Source organism: Streptomyces sp. NPDC048507 (assembly GCF_043199995.1).
Classification (GTDB): Bacteria; Actinomycetota; Actinomycetes; order Streptomycetales; family Streptomycetaceae; genus Streptomyces.
This window is the reverse complement of record NZ_JBICWZ010000001.1, coordinates 634,218-650,510: the sequence shown is the minus strand read 5'-3', so window position 1 is coordinate 650,510 and position 16,293 is coordinate 634,218. Positions and strand designations below refer to the sequence as shown.

At 75.6% G+C, this 16,293-nt stretch carries 16 protein-coding genes and 1 pseudogene; 7 read left to right on the top strand and 10 right to left on the bottom strand.

The genetic code is table 11. The features are described 5' to 3' along the window. Window positions 1-107: 107 nt before the first annotated feature. Window positions 108-482 carry a YbjQ family protein gene (locus tag ACGFXC_RS03010; RefSeq protein ID WP_356217139.1) on the bottom strand — a complete coding sequence of 125 codons (375 nt, stop codon included), beginning with the start codon at window positions 480-482 and terminating at the stop codon, window positions 108-110. Between the two features lie 201 nt (window positions 483-683). Here ACGFXC_RS03010 and ACGFXC_RS03005 point away from each other — a divergent pair, with 201 nt between their 5' ends. Further along, window positions 684-1,157, top strand: coding sequence for a hypothetical protein (locus ACGFXC_RS03005; protein WP_393708850.1), 474 nt, complete (start codon window positions 684-686; stop codon window positions 1,155-1,157). A 9-nt stretch (window positions 1,158-1,166) separates the two neighbouring features. On the opposite strand, the gene ACGFXC_RS03000 is transcribed toward ACGFXC_RS03005, so the two are convergent. The 6 genes from ACGFXC_RS03000 to ACGFXC_RS02975 form a co-directional block, all read right to left on the bottom strand. After that, on the bottom strand, window positions 1,167-1,529 hold the full coding sequence (locus ACGFXC_RS03000; RefSeq protein WP_393709600.1) for an NTP pyrophosphohydrolase: 363 nt from the start codon (window positions 1,527-1,529) through the stop codon (window positions 1,167-1,169). Beyond that, entirely contained in the window at window positions 1,526-2,464 is a 939-nt protein-coding gene (locus tag ACGFXC_RS02995) for an AAA family ATPase (protein ID WP_393708848.1), read from the bottom strand. The genes ACGFXC_RS03000 and ACGFXC_RS02995 overlap by 4 nt, the downstream gene beginning before the upstream one ends. Window positions 2,465-2,467: 3 nt before the next feature. Then, window positions 2,468-3,676 (bottom strand): RNA ligase, encoded by a 1,209-nt coding sequence (locus ACGFXC_RS02990; RefSeq protein ID WP_393708846.1) that lies wholly within the window; start codon window positions 3,674-3,676, stop codon window positions 2,468-2,470. A 133-nt stretch (window positions 3,677-3,809) separates the two neighbouring features. Next, window positions 3,810-4,244: a VOC family protein gene (locus ACGFXC_RS02985; protein ID WP_393708844.1), complete on the bottom strand. Its 435-nt coding sequence runs from the start codon at window positions 4,242-4,244 to the stop codon at window positions 3,810-3,812. 77 nt (window positions 4,245-4,321) lie between these two features. Beyond that, the gene (locus tag ACGFXC_RS02980; RefSeq protein ID WP_393708842.1) at window positions 4,322-5,290 is read right to left on the bottom strand and encodes a hypothetical protein; all 969 of its coding nucleotides are present in this window, start codon (window positions 5,288-5,290) and stop codon (window positions 4,322-4,324) included. Between the two features lie 6 nt (window positions 5,291-5,296). Continuing rightward, entirely contained in the window at window positions 5,297-5,923 is a 627-nt protein-coding gene (locus ACGFXC_RS02975) for an alpha-ketoglutarate-dependent dioxygenase AlkB (protein ID WP_393708840.1), read from the bottom strand. 156 nt (window positions 5,924-6,079) lie between these two features. Between ACGFXC_RS02975 and ACGFXC_RS02970 the strand changes: the two genes are divergently transcribed. Beyond that, window positions 6,080-7,723, top strand: a complete 1,644-nt coding sequence (locus tag ACGFXC_RS02970) for an AMP-binding protein (protein WP_393708838.1) — start codon at window positions 6,080-6,082, stop codon at window positions 7,721-7,723. Window positions 7,724-7,911: 188 nt separating this feature from the next. Further along, a complete protein-coding gene (locus ACGFXC_RS02965) occupies window positions 7,912-8,910 on the top strand; it encodes an SMP-30/gluconolactonase/LRE family protein (RefSeq protein ID WP_393708837.1) in 999 nt (332 codons plus the stop codon). A 28-nt stretch (window positions 8,911-8,938) separates the two neighbouring features. Here the strand turns inward: ACGFXC_RS02965 and ACGFXC_RS02960 are convergent, their stop codons facing one another. The 3 genes from ACGFXC_RS02960 to ACGFXC_RS02950 all read right to left on the bottom strand — a co-directional run bounded on the left by ACGFXC_RS02960 (window position 8,939) and on the right by ACGFXC_RS02950 (window position 13,175). After that, window positions 8,939-10,216: a chloride channel protein gene (locus ACGFXC_RS02960; RefSeq protein ID WP_393708835.1), complete on the bottom strand. Its 1,278-nt coding sequence runs from the start codon at window positions 10,214-10,216 to the stop codon at window positions 8,939-8,941. 153 nt (window positions 10,217-10,369) lie between these two features. Then, the gene (locus ACGFXC_RS02955; RefSeq protein ID WP_393708833.1) at window positions 10,370-12,448 is read right to left on the bottom strand and encodes a SpoIIE family protein phosphatase; all 2,079 of its coding nucleotides are present in this window, start codon (window positions 12,446-12,448) and stop codon (window positions 10,370-10,372) included. A gap of 154 nt (window positions 12,449-12,602) precedes the next feature. Next, window positions 12,603-13,175 carry a hypothetical protein gene (locus ACGFXC_RS02950; protein WP_393708832.1) on the bottom strand — a complete coding sequence of 191 codons (573 nt, stop codon included), beginning with the start codon at window positions 13,173-13,175 and terminating at the stop codon, window positions 12,603-12,605. Window positions 13,176-13,310: 135 nt separating this feature from the next. On the opposite strand from ACGFXC_RS02950, the gene ACGFXC_RS02945 reads away from it, so the two are divergent. The 4 genes and pseudogenes from ACGFXC_RS02945 to ACGFXC_RS02930 all read left to right on the top strand — a co-directional run bounded on the left by ACGFXC_RS02945 (window position 13,311) and on the right by ACGFXC_RS02930 (window position 16,200). Beyond that, window positions 13,311-13,988, top strand: a complete 678-nt coding sequence (locus ACGFXC_RS02945) for a response regulator transcription factor (protein ID WP_393708830.1) — start codon at window positions 13,311-13,313, stop codon at window positions 13,986-13,988. 100 nt (window positions 13,989-14,088) lie between these two features. Further along, window positions 14,089-15,471, top strand: coding sequence for an ATP-binding protein (locus ACGFXC_RS02940; protein WP_393709599.1), 1,383 nt, complete (start codon window positions 14,089-14,091; stop codon window positions 15,469-15,471). Between the two features lie 110 nt (window positions 15,472-15,581). Continuing rightward, a pseudogene (locus ACGFXC_RS02935) lies at window positions 15,582-15,746 on the top strand (hypothetical protein); the annotation flags it as partial. 130 nt (window positions 15,747-15,876) lie between these two features. After that, the gene (locus ACGFXC_RS02930; protein WP_393708828.1) at window positions 15,877-16,200 is read left to right on the top strand and encodes a pyridoxine 5'-phosphate oxidase C-terminal domain-containing protein; all 324 of its coding nucleotides are present in this window, start codon (window positions 15,877-15,879) and stop codon (window positions 16,198-16,200) included. The last annotated feature ends 93 nt before the right edge of the window (window positions 16,201-16,293 follow it).

The following is a 16,293-nucleotide window of genomic DNA, read 5'->3' as shown; positions in this document are numbered from 1 at the left end:
GACCGCACGACGCGCAGCCGTGCGGTCCGCTCACTGACCAGTCAGCTTGCGGACCCCACGGCGCCGGGCCCATGGACAAAGCCTCGCCCCGTCCTGGACTTACGTGATCAGCCCGAGGCGGGCACCAGCACCACGGCCGTGCCGTAGGCGCACACCTCGGTCCCGACGTCGGCGGCGTCGGTCACGTCGAAGCGCATCATCAGCACGGCGTTCGCGCCGCGCGCCTTGGCCTGCTCGATGAGCCGCTCCATGGCCTGGTTGCGGGTCTGCACGAGGGTCTTGGTGAGGCCCTTCAACTCGCCGCCGATCATGGACTTCAGTCCGGCGCCGATCTGGCTGCCGAGGTGCCGGGAGCGCACCGTCAGCCCGAACACCTCCCCGATGACCTGCTCCACCCGGTATCCGGGGACGTCGTTGGTCGTGACGACGAGCACACCGGTCTGCTGGGCGCCGGGGCCGCCGCCGTAGTCTTCGATACCCATGCGCCCCACTGTGGCCCGCCCGTCGGCGGCCGCGGCACAGGACGCGCCGCGGGGCGCGGATTGGGCAGATCGGGCTATCGGGCGGTGCGCCGCCCGGGGCCCGCGGCGCGCCGTCGCCATAGTCGTCGGTGGCAGCCGCCAGGCTGCCGCCCCGGTCCGTGCGCCACGGCCGGGCGGACGTCTTCTCAGAGGAGCCGGCTCATGCTGAAGCCCCCCAGGACCATCCTCGCCCTCGCCGCCGGCAGCCTGCTGCTCGGCCTGTCCTGCGCCGGGGCGGCCGCCGCGGACCAGGGTCCGATGGACGACGGGCCCAGCGTCTACCCCCAGCGGTACGCGGTCGGCAAGGTCGTCTCCCGCGGTCCGCTCACGGTGCGCAGCTACCCGAGCACGCGGGCGAGGGCCATCGGCAAGGTGTACCCGCACGAGAAGCTGGCCCTCGTGTGCAAGGAGCGCGGCGAGCGGGTCGCGGGCAACGACATCTGGTTCCTGCTGGACCGCGAGGACTCCCGCGAGCCCGTCGACGGCGGTGGCGGCATCGACGACGGCCGTCAGGACGACGGCCGTGACGACAACCGCGGCGAGGACTTCCGCAAGGACCGCCGCTACGACAAGGAGGCGTGGGTCTCGGCCCGTTACGTCGACAACCTCTCGTCCGTGAAGTGGTGCCGTCTCTGACCTTCCCGGTCAGTGCGCCGGGCGTACGCTACGGGGCCCCGCGCACTCGGCGCCGTACGCCCGCACCCGCGCCCGCAGTTCCCGGTCGGCCGTGACCACCACGCAGGGACGGCCGGCCGCGCGGGCCGCGACCAGCTCGACGATCCGGTCGTCGCCGCTGCCGGGCGCCCCGTCCGCCCGTACGCCGGGCACGGACGGGACGCCCCGGGCGGCGCCCTCGACCACGAGGACGACCTCCTCCCCCGCGTCGCGCAGCGCGAGCCGGTCGCGCAGCCGTTCGGCGGCTCCGCGCCGGTCCCGCCACCAGCCGTCCGGTACGGAGCCGACGACGTTGGCCGCGTCCACGATGAGCAGGGGCGCCGTCACGGTCAGAAGTCCCCGTAGTTGACCTGCCAGGTGGGCAGGCCCATCCGGCGCCAGACCGCCACGACCCGGTCCCGGTCGTCGAGCGAGACCCGGACGGCGTAGCGGTGGCGCACGTGCGCGTCGAACAGTTCGGCCTTGACCACGTCGTCGCGGCGCTGGTCCCCGGACGCGCGCATCCACAGCTCGTCGTAGGGCACTTCGTGCCGCGCGAGCCACTCCTGCGTCTGCGCCCGGTGGTCCTCGCTGCGCCCCGAGAGCAGCACGACGGTGTCGCCGTCGGCCCGCTTGAAGGCGTCCAGCGCGTACCGCACCGGCTCGTTGAGCAGGTCGAGGCCACATTGGGCGAAGTCGTAGACGTGGCGGTCGCCGGTCAGCGCGAGGGTGCCGTCGATGTCGCACATCACCGCGGCGGGCAGCGCCGGATCGGGCACGTACGGTGCGACGGGCGGCTGGTCGTTGAGCCACTCGGCGGTGAGCCGCCAGCCGCCCTTGCGGGAGCGCTGGTGCTTGTCGGCGAGTATCCGGATGATCTCCTCGCCGACGGGCCGCTCCCGGGCGGCGTCCCGGGCCAGGCACTCCTCCAGCGGGACGCCGGTGAAGTCGTGCACGACGAAGGTCGCGAGCCCGCCGACCGCCGCCTTGAGCCGCTTGGGGATGTGGGGCGTCAGGTGCGTGTTGTCGACGACCACGTCGAAGCCGTCCTCGACCGCCGCGCGGACCGCCGCGTCCTGGACGGCGAGCACGGTCTGCTCGTGCTTGTACGAGCGGCCGCGCTCGGGGTCGGGCAGGTCGAGCATGGCCCGCAGGTCGTCCAGGTTGACGCGGCGCACCCGCCCCGCGGCTCCGGCCTGCAGCTCCCGGGCGGCGGTGGTCTTCCCCGAGGCGGGCAGCCCGGTCATGACGTGGACCACGGGGCGTACGGGTACGGGCTCTTCGGACACGGGTCAGTTCTCCTCGTCGGTGGTGTACGGGTCCGAGGTCTCGGGCCGCACGGCCCGCCAGGAGGCGAGCTCGGTCGGGCGGCCGTCGAGCCGCTGGAACAGGGCGGGGCGCAGCCCGGCGTCGGGGACCTCGCGCACGGCGCGGGCGAAGGCGCCGCGGTCGCCGGCCAGGTGGGCCAGCGCGGCGTAGGCCTCGTCGACGGCGCGTTCGCGGCGGCCGGCCGCCTCCTCCAGGCCCGCGATGACCGACCGGACCCAGGCGTCGAACTCGTCCGGGACCTGCTGGAGCAGCTCGTCGAGCGGCTTGCCGCCGGTGGCCTCGATGTCCGCGACCGTGCAGTTCAGGCCCTGGGCGAGCTGCTTGGCGGGCAGTCCGGGGAAGCGCTGGATGCCGTGGCCGCGCCAGATGTCGCGCTCGGTGACGCGGGTCAGCACCCGGTGCAGGCGTACGTACTCGGACAGCTTGGCCTTGGCGCGCACGCCGGAGGCGAAGCGCAGGACGAAGCCCTCGGCGTCGGTTCCGGTCGCGCTGTCCCCGCCGGGCAGGGTGTTGGACGCGGTGAGCGCGAGGAGTTCGGCCAGCGGCATGGCGGGCCAGACGGTGACGACCGAGCCGATGTCCCGCCAGTGTCCGGCGGCCTCGGCGAGGGGCACCTCGGCGCCGTCCGGGCCGAAGGCGGCGAGCAGGACGAGGTCGCGGCGGTCGCCGTAGTCGACGACGATCCGGTTCTGCGGGTAGAGGATCTCGGCGAGGTAGGTCACGCCGGGCACGAGGGCCGCGGTGTCGCGGGCGTCGAGGCGGCGCTGGGCCCAGCCGGCCTGGGCGCTGGTGAAGGAGCCCCTGGAGGCGGCCCGCCAGTGGTCCGCGTAGTGGAAGACCATGGCGAGGCTGCCGTCGACCTTGTCGTACACCTCGAACGGTTCGTCGGGCAGGGCGGGGGCGTAGGGCCGGCCCGCCCCGTGCTCGCCGACGTTGAAGAACTTCGGCAGCGGCAGTGCGACGACCGCGCCGGTGGTGTCGTCGGCGACGAGTCCCCGGCAGCGGGTGGTGACGGCGTTCCACACCTGCTCGTACTGCGCGGTGCGCGTGTACGTGTAGAGGGAGAGCGGCAGGTCGGGATGGGCCTTGCGGGTCACGTGCCCGGCGTCGATGGCCGCCGCGAGTTCCTGCGCGGGCATCAGGTCGTGGAGAGTCAGGTGGGCCTGGCTCATGGGGTTCCTCCCGGTTCGAGATGGTTCATTCTCATCCGCGGGAGGGGATGGCCGGTAATCAATTATGACTGGTCACGACCGTTCGCCGCCGGGGCGGTTGACGGGCGGTCGACGGGCGCACCCCACGGCCCCGTCAGTGGGAGACGCAGAGTTCGTTGCCCTCGGGGTCGGCGAGCGTGGTCCAGCGGAAGGGGCCCTGGGTGGCTTCGTGGAGGCGGGTGGCGCCCTTGGCGAGGAGGCGTTCGACGGCCTCGTGGGGGTCTTCCGCGCCGGTGCGGACGTCCAGGTGGACGCGGTTCTTGGCGGTCTTGGGCTCCGGTACGTACTGGAAGAGCACCCGGGGCGCGCGTTCCAGGCCCTCGGGGTGGCGGATGCCGGCCCCGGCCTTCCAGACCAGGGTGCCGCGGTGGGTGGTGGTGTCCTCCTCCGTGGCGTGTCCGGCCGCGACCATGCCGCGGATGAGCTGTTCGTCGCTGGGTTCCACCTCCCATCCGAGGGCTTCGGCCCACCAGTCGGCGAGGGCGTGGGGCGTGGCGGAGTCGATGGTCACCTGGAACGTGTAGGCCATGGCGGGACCCTACTGAGCCGAGGGGGCCGCCGCCAGCCGAAAGGCCTCCGCTGCGGGCCGGGGCGGACGGGGGCGGGTCAGCGCGGTGCGCGGGAGCGGGCGGGTGCCCGGCGCGGTGGACGGCGGGAGCGCAGCCAGCCCGCGAGGGTGAGCAGCCAGGCGGCCACCGCGATCCACAGCAGGACCTCGCCCAGCGGCCACAGCCACCGCACCCCGGTCGGAGCGGCGGCGGACAGGCAGGCGGTGGCGGTCATGCCGAGCGGGAAGACGGTGGACCAGCGGCGGACGTCGTAGTGCGTACGGGGACTGCGCACCTCGGCGGCGAGCAGGACGGCATACCAGAGCAGGGAGACCGCCAGGGCCGCCAGGGTGGCGATGCGCAGCGCGGTGTGCGCGGGGCCGGTCCACACGGCGGATCCGGTGAGCCCGGCTCCGGCCAGGGCGGTGATGGACAGGGCGCCGCCCGCCACCCAGTGGTCGCCGGCTCCCCCGAGCACCTCGCGGAAGTCGAAGTGGCGCAGGGCCAGGAGGTAGAGCGCCGCTCCGAGGCAGAAGCAGACCAGGGCGGCGCGGGCGAGCCCGTCGTGGCCCTGGGCGGTGGCGAGGGCGCAGGCCGACACGGCGAGGGCCTGGGTGGCGACGCAGACGAGGAAGGCGGCACCGGGCATGCGGCGGTGCCAGTGCAGGACGACGGAGCAGAGCAGGCCGGGCCAGAGCAGGGCGGCGAGGACGAGCAGGGCGGTGGCCGCGCCGGTCCGGCCCAGCTGGCACAGGCGGGTGCCGAGCAGGGCGGTGGCGGCGACCGCGGTCAGGGCGGCCGGGGTGTCGGCCTGGGCGCGGAAGCGGCCCCGGTCGCCGACGAGCCGGAGGACGAACCCGGCGGCGAGCAGCAGCCACAGGGCCCCGGCCACCACCAGCGCGGCCGCAGCCGCGACCGGGTGGCGGGTCAGTCCGAGGCCCACGGAGAGGATCCCCGCGGCCATGACCGCGCCACCGGCGGCGGGTTCGGGTCCGGCCCGGCGGCGGGGTGGGGTCCGGCCGCGCACGGCAGCTCACATCACGCCGCGGGTGCGGAACTGGACGCTGATGCGGGGTCCGACGGCCCGTACGGACTTGGGGACGGCGTGCTCCATGGTGCGCTGGCAGGAGCCGCCCATCACGACGAGGTCGCCGTGGCCCAGCGGCAGCCGGAGCAGGGTGGCGCCGCCGTCGCGGGGCCGCAGGACGAGGTCGCGCGGGTCGCCGACGGAGAGGATGGCGACCATGGTGTCCTCGGTGGCGGAGCGGCCGGTGCGGTCGCCGTGCCAGGCGACGCTGTCGCGGCCGTCGCGGTAGAGGCACAGGCCGGCGGTGGCGAAGGGTTCGCCGAGTTCGGCGGCGTAGTGGCGGCCGAGGGCGTCGCGGGCCTCGGCGAGCACGGGGTGCGGCAGCGGGTCGCCCTCCCGGTAGGAGGCCAGCAGCCGGGGCACCTCCACCTGGCGTTCGTACATCTGCCGGCGCTCCGCGCGCCAGGGCACGTCGGCGGCGAGCCGTTCGAAGAGGACGTCGGCCCCCGTGAGCCATCCGGGGAGGTGGTCCACCCACGCCCCGGCCCCGAGCGGGGTCCGCCGTACCGGCGCGAGCGGACCGAGCCGGATCTCTTCGGTCTGGTCGAACAGGGAGGCCTGGAGTGCGTGCATGGCTCCAGCCTAAACCCATACCCGAACACCTGCTCGATTACGACAGCGGGCCCGCCCGCCCGGAACCCGCGTCCGCCCCCTGGTCCGGCGGCCCGCCGGAAGGGATCATGGTCCGCGCGCGGGACGTCCCCCGCGCACCGAGTGCAGGAGGTCCGCGTGTCGCAAGCGTCGAGTCGTGCGTCCGGGAGTTCCGGGGTCCCGCTGCTGCGCGAGACCATCGGGGCCAACCTCGACCGGACCGTACGGAGGTTCCCCGGGCGGGACGCCCTCGTGGACGTGGCCGCCGGACGCCGGTGGACGTACGCGGAGCTGGGGGCCGAGGTGGACGCCCTCGCGCTCGGGCTGCTGGACCTCGGGATCTCCAAGGGCGACCGGGTGGGGATCTGGGCGCCCAACCGCGCCGAGTGGACGCTCGTGCAGTACGCCACGGCGAAGATCGGGGCGATCCTGGTGACCGTCAACCCGGCGTACCGCTCCCACGAGCTGGAGTACGTCCTCGGGCAGTCCGGCATCCGGCTGCTGTTCGCGGCGGAGCGCTTCCGGACGTCCGCCTACGCGGAGATGATCGAGGAGGTCCGGCCGCGCTGTCCGGGGCTGGAGTTCACGGTCCTGTTCGAGGGCCCGGTCTGGGCCTCGCTGCTGGAGCGCGGCCGGGCCGCCGGTCCGGAGCCGCTGGAGCGGGCCGGGGCCGCGCTGGCGCCGGACGACCCGATCAACATCCAGTACACCTCGGGCACCACGGGCTTCCCCAAGGGGGCCACGCTCTCGCACCACAACATCCTCAACAACGGCTTCTTCGTGGGCGAGCTGTGCGGCTACGACGAACGGGACCGGGTGTGCATCCCGGTGCCCTTCTACCACTGCTTCGGGATGGTGATGGGCAACCTCGCCTGCACCAGCCACGGTGCGGCGATGGTGATCCCCGCGCCCGCCTTCGACCCGGCGGCGACGCTGGCGGCGGTCGAGGCGGAGTCCTGCACCTCCCTGTACGGGGTGCCGACGATGTTCATCGCCGAGCTGGCCGCGCCCGGGTTCGACGGGTACGACCTGTCGAGCCTGCGCACCGGGATCATGGCGGGCTCGCCCTGCCCGGTGGAGGTCATGACCCAGGTCATCGAGCGGATGGGGATGGCCGGGGTCTCCATCTGCTACGGCATGACGGAAACCTCCCCGGTGTCCACGCAGACCCGCGCGGACGATCCGGTCGAGCGCCGGGTCTCCACGGTGGGGCGGGTCGGCCCGCACCTGGAGGTCAAGGTGGCCGACCCGCGCACCGGCTCGACCGTCCCGCGCGGCACCCCGGGCGAGCTGTGCACCCGGGGCTACTCGGTGATGCTGGGCTACTGGGGCGAGCCCGGGAAGACCGCCGAGGCCGTCGACGCGGAGGGCTGGATGCACACCGGCGACCTCGCGGTCATGGACGGGGAGGGGTACCTGAGCATCACCGGCCGGATCAAGGACATGGTGATCCGGGGCGGCGAGAACCTCTACCCGCGCGAGATCGAGGAGTTCCTGCACGCCCACCCCGACGTGCTGGACGTCCAGGTCATCGGGGTGCCCGACGTCAAGTACGGGGAGGAGCTGATGGCGTGGGTGCGGATGCGCGAGGGGGCCGCGCCGCTGACCGCGGAGTCCGTCCGGGCGTACTGCGCGGGACGGCTCGCCCATTTCAAGATCCCCCGGTACGTCCACGTCGTGGAGGAGTTCCCGATGACCGTCACCGGGAAGATCCGCAAGGTCGAGATGCGCGCGATGGCGGCCCGCCTGCTCGATCCGGAGCGGAACCCGGACCCGGCGTAGACCGGCGGACCGCCGCGGACCGCCGCGGGCCGGACGGCCGGACGGCCCGCACCGCCCGGCCCGCATTGGAGTGGCCGGCGGCGCCGCCGGTGGCGTGGCTCCCGGCCGGCCCGCGGACGCTGCCTAGGGTCGGCGGGACCGGGCCGGGCCGGCAGGGGAACGGCCGCGCTGGAACAGGTGGGTGAACCGTGCAGCACATCACGGACGGGTCGAACGGGCACGGGGCCGCCGAGCCCGCGGCCGGATCCGCACGTCGGACGGGCCGGGCGGGACGGGCTCCGGCGCCCGGCCGGGGCCGGCGGCGGCCGGCCCGGCGCCTCGCCGCCCTCACGGCCCTCCTGCTCCTGTGCGCGCTGCCCGCGCGCGCGGCCGACGCCGGGCCGCCCCACCCCGTACGCCCGCACTCCGGCGCGCCCCTGTACGTGTCCGACTACGGCGGCAACCGGGTGCTGGCCCTGCCCGAGGGCGGCGAGCAGAGCACCCTCGCCCTGGACGGCCTGCTGCGGCCGACCGGCCTCGCCTGGGACCGCACGGGCCGCCTGTACACCTCCGACACCGGCAACAACCGGGTCCTGCGCTCGGCCCCGGACGGGAGCGGTCAGACCACCCTCGCCACCGACGGCCTCTCGCGCCCCCTGGGCCTCGCCGTCGACGACGCCTCCGGCAGCCTCTACGTCGCCGACAGCTTCAACGACCGCGTCGTGAAGGTGCCGCTGGACGGCGGCGCCCAGAGCACCCTGCCCACCACCGGACTGCTGCACCCCTGGGGCCTGGCCCTGGCGCCCGGCGGCGACCTCTACATCAGCGACTTCGTCAACGACCGCGTCGTCAAGCTCCCCGCCGACGGCAGCGGGCAGGTCACCGTCCCCACCACCGGCCTCTCCCAGCCCACCGGGCTCGCCTTCGGCACCGCCGGAGACCTCTACGTCTCGGACAGCGGCAACGACCGGGTGGTGCGGATCGCCCCGGGCACCGGCCGGCAGAGCACCGTGCCCGTCACCGGGCTGAGCGGCCCGCTGGGCCTCGCCCTCGACCGGGGCGGCGCGCTGTACGTGGCCGACGCCTTCCACGACCGCGTCGTCCGCTTCCGCCCCGCCGACGGAACGCAGACCACCCTGGGCTTCACCGGCCTCCACACCCCCACGGGCCTCGCCTTCCCTCCGAGCGCCGCCCGTCCGGTCCGGTAGCGGCGGACGCCGCCCCGCCCGGCCGCCCTCAGGGGCGTTGCAGCATCCGGTGCCGCAGGCTGTCGTAGATCGGCTCGCTCTCGCACCGGTCCGCCGTCACGTGCGCGGCGAAGCAGGCGATCAGCAGCGGAAGCACGAGCGCCGCGGCGTCCGTCATCTCCACCACCAGGACGATCCCGGTCAGCGGCGCCCGTACCACCGCGGTGAACAGGGCCGCCATGCCCACCACCGCGAACGGGACCGGGCCCCCGGCACCGGCCGGCAGGAGCGGGGCGGCCAGCGCGTGGGCGAGCGCTCCCCACAGGGCTCCGAGGGCCAGCAGCGGGGCGAACAGCCCGCCGGGCGTCGCGGCCGCGTAGCTCAGGGGGCCCGCCACGAACCGGACGGCGAGGTACGCCGCCAGCGCCGCCACCGTCATGCCGCCGCCCGCGAGCACCCGCTCGCTCAGCGGGTCGCCGCCGCCCGCCAGCAGTGGATCGAGCGCCATCAGGGCGCCGACCACGGCCCCGATGGCGGCGGCCCGGACCGGGAGCGGAACCCGTACCAGCCGGTCGCCCGCGTTCAGCATGCCGACGACGAGGGCGCTGTACGCCGCGCCCAGCGCCCCCGCCGTCACCCCGAACAGCAGGAAGAGCGGCAGCGTCCACAGGGGCGGGGCGGCCAGGTCCGCCACCGGGAACAGGGGATCGCCGCCCACGACGAGCCGTACGCAGACCACGGCGCTGACGGTGCCGACGAGCGTCACCAGCACCAGCCGCGGCCTGATCGTGCGGGTCACCTCCTCGCAGACGAACAGCAGCCCGCCCAGCGGAGCGGCGAACGCCGCCGCGAGCCCCGCCCCGCCGAGCGCGGTGTACAGCAGGCGGGCGTCCTCGGCGCCGAGCCGGGCGCGGCGCCCGGCCACGGAGCCGATCGCGGCTCCCATGTGGACGATGGGGCCCTCGCGTCCCAGCACCAGCCCCGAACCGATCGCGATCAGCCCGCCGAAGAACTTCGCCGGCAGCAGCCGGACCGGGTGCGGCTCGGACTCCCGCCGCCACACGGCCTCCACGTGCTGGATGCCGCTGCCCGCCGCCTGGGGGACCGACCGGGCGACGAGGCACGCCAGTGCCGCCCCCAGCGCGGTGAGGGCGACCGGCACGAGCCAGCGCGCCGGGCCCGGGCCGGCGACGGCCTCCAGCACCTCGCCGCGCAGCGCGTCGGCGTGCAGCAGGCACCAGCGGAAGGCGCCGCCGACCAGCCCGACCAGCGAGCCTGCCAGCGCCGCGACGACGAACACGCGGCCGTCGGAGCGAACACCGGGCACGATCTGCCTCCACCAGGCCGGACGGGAACGTCCGCCGAGCCTGCACCCCCGGCCCCCCGGTCCCGGCGCACCTCGCCGTAACGGTCCCCCGCCCACCCGGCCGGAGGACCCGACCGGACCCGGGCCCGGCGGCAGGGTGAGGCCTCCCCGGCCTCAGGCCGGGCCGGGCGGCGGGGTCGCGGCGTGGATCCGGGCGAGGACCAGGACGGTGTCGTCGGTCGGGGAGTCGGGCAGCAGGGCCGTCAGGACCTGATCCGCCATCTCTTCCAACGAACCCTGTGCGCGGCCCAGTTCGGCGCGCAGGGCGGCCAGTCCGGTGTCGATGTCGCGGCCGCGCGCCTCGATCAGCCCGTCGGTGTAGAGGGCCAGGACGGCGCCCTCGGGCAGGTGGGTGCTGATCGAGCGGAACGGGATGCCGCCGACGCCGAGCGGGATGCCGAGGCCCTCGCCGACGGTCTCGACGGTGCCGTCCGGATGGCGCACCAGCAGCGGGGGGTGCCCGGCCCCGGCGATCCGGGCGCAGCCGGTGTGCGGGTCGTGGACCACGTAGAGGCAGGTGGCCAGTTCGATGCCGGACTCGCGGGCGCAGAGGTCGAGTTCGGCGAGCAGGTCCTGCGGCTGCGGGCCGTGCCGGGCCAGGGCCTTGGCCGTGATGCGCAGCCGCCCCATCGAGGCGGCGGCCGGCACCCCGTGGCCCATGACGTCCCCGACGACGAGGGCGACCCGGTCGCCGGGCAGGTCGATGACGTCGTACCAGTCGCCGCCGACCTCGCTGGCCCGGCTGCCCGGGAGGTAGCGGTGGGCGACGGTGAGGTGGGGGCTGACCGCGAGGGCGCTCGGCAGCAGGGCCCGCTGGAGGGTGAGGGCGATGTCCTGGACCCGGCCGTACAGGCGCGCGTTGTCCAGGCAGAGGGCCGCGCGGGAGGCGAGTTCGCCGGCCAGGCTGAGGTCCTGTCCGGTGAAGGCGGGACGGGCGGACGACCGGCCGAACATGGCGATGCCCTGGACGGTGCCGCGGGCCACGAGCGGGGCGAGGATGATGTCGGCCAGGCCGCTGTCGAGGAGCAGCCGGGCGCGGTCGCGGTGGACGACGGTACGGCTGGTGAAGTCCTCGTTGACGTGGACGCAGAGCGGGCGGCCCGTGCTGAGGACGTGGTGGATGCTGGAGCCCGGCGGGTACTCGACCCGGTCGAGGCCGCCGACGAGCTCGTCGGCGGGCGGCGGGAGCGTGGTCGCGGCGGCGATCCGGCGGGTGAACAGGGGCAGGCGCGGATCGTAGGGGCGGTCGGGGTCCATCCACTCCACCAGCTCCACGACGGAGGCGTCGCCGAACTCCGGCACGGCGACGGCGACCAGCTCCCGGGCGGTGGTGTCCAGGTCGAGGGTGGTGCCGATGCGGGCGGCGGCCCGGTCGAGCAGTTCGAGGCGCTGCCGGGCGGCGGTCGCCTCCAGCAGGGCCCGCTCGCGGTCGGTGACGTCCACCAGCAGCCCGCCGACACCGGGGTCGGTGCCGACGGCACGGGTGAGGGGGAAGAAGCTCACGGAACGGACCTGGTCGCGGTCGGGGCGGCCCGGGGTGCGCAGGCCCACGAGGGCGCCGACCAGGGGGGTGCCCTCGTCGGCGACGGCGCGGAGCATGCCCTCGAACTCGCCGCCGTCCGAGGTGATCATGACCTCGGCGGTGCGGCGGCCGAGGTGGTCGCGGACGCTCATGCCGTCCATGTCGGCCAGCACCTGGTTGAGGTGGACGTAGCGCAGGTCCTCGTCCAGCATGACGAGGCCGATGGGGCAGGTCTCGAAGAGGGCGTCGAGGAAGGCGAGGTTCGTCTTGACCCGGTCGAGTTCCTCGCCCTTGCTGACCAGGCCCATGACGACGGACCCGCCCGAGGTGCCGGTCACCGGGAAGACGCGGAACCCGCAGTCGAAGACGCTCCCGTCCCGGTGCAGGACCGGCAGCCGCACCCGCCAGTACCCGAGCGTCCGGGCCCGTTCGGCCAGCTGTTCGGCGGGGCCCGGGGCGGCGGCGGCGGGGAAGAGGCGGGCCGCGGGGCGGGCGAGGACGTCCGGCGCCGCGTGGCCGAAGAGGCCCTGGGCGCCCGGTCCCCAGTAACGGACCAGGCCCTCCTCGTCGATGCCGAAGACAGCCACGGCCACGTGTTCCAGCAGCGAGCCCGGCTCGGACCGGATCGGACCGCGAGCCTGCGCCTCACCCGGCTGATCCGACGGCAGCACCTGCGGCCTCCTCTGCCATCCGCCCGCGCCGGGGCGGAGCACGTTCCCTTCATTCTGCCCGCCGGGAGCGGCACGGGCAGGACGGACGGGCCGGACGGGTGGGCGGCCGCCCGGGGGCGGCCGCCGGAGGTCGGTGGTGACGGGCGGGCCGGTGTCAGGGGGTCCGGGAGGCGGTCAGGGGGGTGTTGCCGGTGACCGTGCCGTCCGCGCCGGAGACGATGACCGCGTGGCGGACCCCGTCCGGGCCGAGGACGACCGCGCGCCAGGCGCCGCCGCCGCCCTCCTGGGCCACCGCCCGCAGGGACTCGACCTTGCCGCCGGGCACCGCGCCCGCCGCCTTCTCCGCCGCCTGGCCGACGGCGAGCGACGGCAGCGGAGCGGGCGCCGCGCCCTTCTTCGGCGCGCCGCCGAGCCCGGCGGCTCCGTCGCGGACCTCCGGGGCGGCCCGTCCCGGCCCCCTGCGCTCCCCCGCGCCCCGGTGGGCGGCGCGCTCGTGCCCGGCGCGCTCGGGGCCTGCGGCGCGGGCCTCCTTGCGGCCGTGCCCGTCGTGGTGTCCGGCCACGGCGACGGCCGCCGCCCCGCCGCCGACGATCACCGCGGCCGCCACGCCCGCGGCCGCCCACCGGGCGCCCCGGCCCCGGGGCAGCAGCCGGCCCGGGCGCCCCCGCCCGGTGGCGCCGCCCTCGGGCCGCGGGGAAGGATCGGACTGCGGGAAGGGCTCAGACATACCGGGACTCCTCAGGGGCAGCCGGGCACCGCACCCGGCTCGCCCCGAGCATGCCGAGCGCTTGCTGAAGCCCACCTGAAGCCACCTGAAGACCTCTTCAGCCTGCCGCCGGCCGGGCCTGAGACCCTGGTCCCCATGCGCGTACTGGTGGTGGAGGACGAACGACGGCTGGCCCTGGCCCTGCAGCGGGGACTCCAGTCCGAGGGGTTCTCCGTGGACGTGGCCCACGACGGGCTCCAGGGGCTGTGGCTGGCCTCCGAGCACGACTACGACCTCGTCGTGCTCGACATCATGCTGCCCGGGCTGAACGGCTACCGGGTCTGCGCACGGCTGCGCGCGGCCGGGAACGAGGCCGGGATCCTCATGCTCACCGCGAAGGACGGCGAGTACGACGAGGCGGAGGCCCTGGACACCGGCGCCGACGACTTCCTCTCCAAGCCCTTCTCCTACCTCGTCCTCGTCGCCCGGCTGCGCGCCCTGGGCCGCCGTACGGGCCGGCGCGCGCCGCGCTCCATGACCTTCGGCGACCTGACCCTGGACCCGGCCCGCCACCTGTGCTCGCGGGCCGGCACCGAGATCCGGCTGACCGCGCGGGAGTTCGCGGTGCTGGAGTACCTCGCCCGGCGGCCGGGCGAGGTGGTGCCCAAGCGGGAGATCCTGGAACAGGTGTGGGACAGCGCCTTCGACGGCGATCCCAACGTGGTCGAGGTGCACGTCAGCGCGGTGCGCCGGAAGATCGACGCGCCGTTCGGCCGGGCCGCCCTGGAGACGGTGCGCGGCGCGGGCTACCGGCTGGCGGCCGACGGTGGCTGAGCCCGCGCCCCGGCCGCGGCGCACGCTCGTGGGTGCGCTGCGGGGCCTGCCCCGGGTAGCGCTGCGGGGGGTGCGCGCGCTCGGGGCGCGGCTGCCGGGGCTGCGGCGGCTGCTGCCCACCACCGTCCGGGCCCGGGCGACCGCGGCCGCCGTCGTCGTGGTGGCGGTGGCCCTGGCCGTGGCCTCCTTCGCCCTGCTGGGGCTGCTGGAGGGGAACCTGCTGCGCAACGCCGAACGGGACGCCGCCGAGCAGGCCCGGACGGTGGCCCGGCTGGCGGCGGCCGGGGACCTCGACCTGATGCGGCCGGCCGGCCGCGGGGCGGACTTCGTCCAGGTGGTCAACGCCCGCGGCCGGGTGCTGCGGGCCACCCCGAACCTGGCGGGCCTGCCCGCGCTGGGCCCCGCCGCGCCACTGCGCCCGGGCACCTCCTTCCACACCTGGCGGATCCGCCCGGTCGGCGGCGAGCACCGCCAGCGGGTGGTGCAGGTGACGACGCAGACCCCGCAGGGCCTGGTATCGGTCTTCGTGGGGACCTCGCTGCGCGACGTGGACGCAGCCGACGACACCACGACGGCCGCCCTCCTGGCCGGCGGGCCGCTGCTGCTGGCCACCGTCGGCCTCGTCACCTGGCGGGTGACCGGACGCGCCCTGCGGCCCGTCGAGGCGATCCGGGCGGAGGTCGCCGCGATATCCGACCGCGGCCTGCACCGCCGGGTGCCGGTGCCGCCCACCCGCGACGAAGTGGCCCGCCTGGCCGAGACGGTGAACGCCACCCTGGACCGGCTGGAATCCTCCGGGATCCGTCAGCGCCGGTTCATCGCCGACGCCTCGCACGAACTGCGCAGCCCGATCACGGTGCTGCGCACCCAGCTGGAGGTGGCCCTGGCGGTCCGGGACCCGCAGCTGTGGCCGGAGCTGATCGGCGGGGCCCTGGAGGACGTGGAGCGGCTCCAGCAGCTCGCGTCCGACCTGCTGCTGCTGGCCAGGATCGACGCCGCGCAGCCGGTGGCGGCGGTCCGGCTGGACCTGGGTGACGTGGTGGGCGACGCCGTGGCCGCGCGCCTGGGCGACCGGGTCCCCGTACGGAGCTCCCTGGCGGCGGGCGTGGCGGTGGAGGGCAGCGGACTGTGGCTGACCCGGGTGGTCACCAACCTCCTCGACAACGCGCAGCGGTTCGCCGACGGCGGCGTGGAGGTGACCCTGGGCGTCACCGGCGGGGCGGACGCGCGGACGGCCGTACTGGAGGTCCGCGACGACGGCCCCGGCATCGCCCCGGCGGACCGGGAGCGGGTGTTCGAACGCTTCGCCCGCCTCGACGACGCCCGCAGCCGTGACCACGGGGGCGCCGGGCTGGGCCTGGCCATCGCCCGCGACCTGACCGCGCACCACGGCGGCACCCTGACGGCCGAGGACTCCCCGCGCGGGGCCCGGCTGGTGGTCCGGCTGCCCGTCGCGCCCCCGCGCACCGCCGCCACCGGCTGACGGACGGCCGGGAGGGACGGTCCGCCACACGCCCTCCAGGGCCCCGTCTGCGAGCTTCTCGGCCATTCGGACAAGCATGTGCGAGGTGATGTACGAAACCGCCCTCGCGGATGCAGGATGCAGGGGAAGGATGCGTTTCGGTCGGCCGGGGTCCGGAGGATCCCGTACGGCTCTTCGTGTCCTGGCTGTTCGAGGCGGTGACGGACGGGGTGCGCGATCCGCACGCGATGACCCTGTCCACGGTGGACGCCGCCGGGAACCCGGACGCGCGCGTCCTGATCCTCAAGGGCGTCGACGCCACCGGCTGGCAGTTCGCCTGCCACGACTTCAGCCCCCAAGGGCGCCCAGCTCGCCCGGCACCCGAGGGCCGCCCTGACCTTCTACTGGCCCGAGCACGGCCGCCAGGTGCGCCTGCGCGGACGGGTGACCCCGGGGTCGGCCGAGGACAGCGCCGCCGACTTCCTGGGCCGCTCGGTGACGGCCCGCGCCGAGTCCCTGCTGGCCCGTCAGAGCCAGTACCTGACGGACGCCGCCGCGCGCGACCGGGAGCTGGCGGGGGCGCTGGCCCTGATCGCGAAGGAGCCCTCGCTCGTCGACTCCGCGTGGACGCTGCACACCCTCGCGCCGGACGCCGTCGAGTTCTGGCAGGCCGCCGAGAGCCGCGTCCACACCCGGCTGCGCTACGAGCGGGCCGGCGACGGCTGGGACCGCTTCCCGCTCTGGTCCTAGCGTCCGGACCGTCCGGGCCGTCCGGGCCGCCCGGGCCCCTGACGGGACCTTGACGGCCCGGGCCCCGGTTCCTACGGATCGTTGACGGACGGC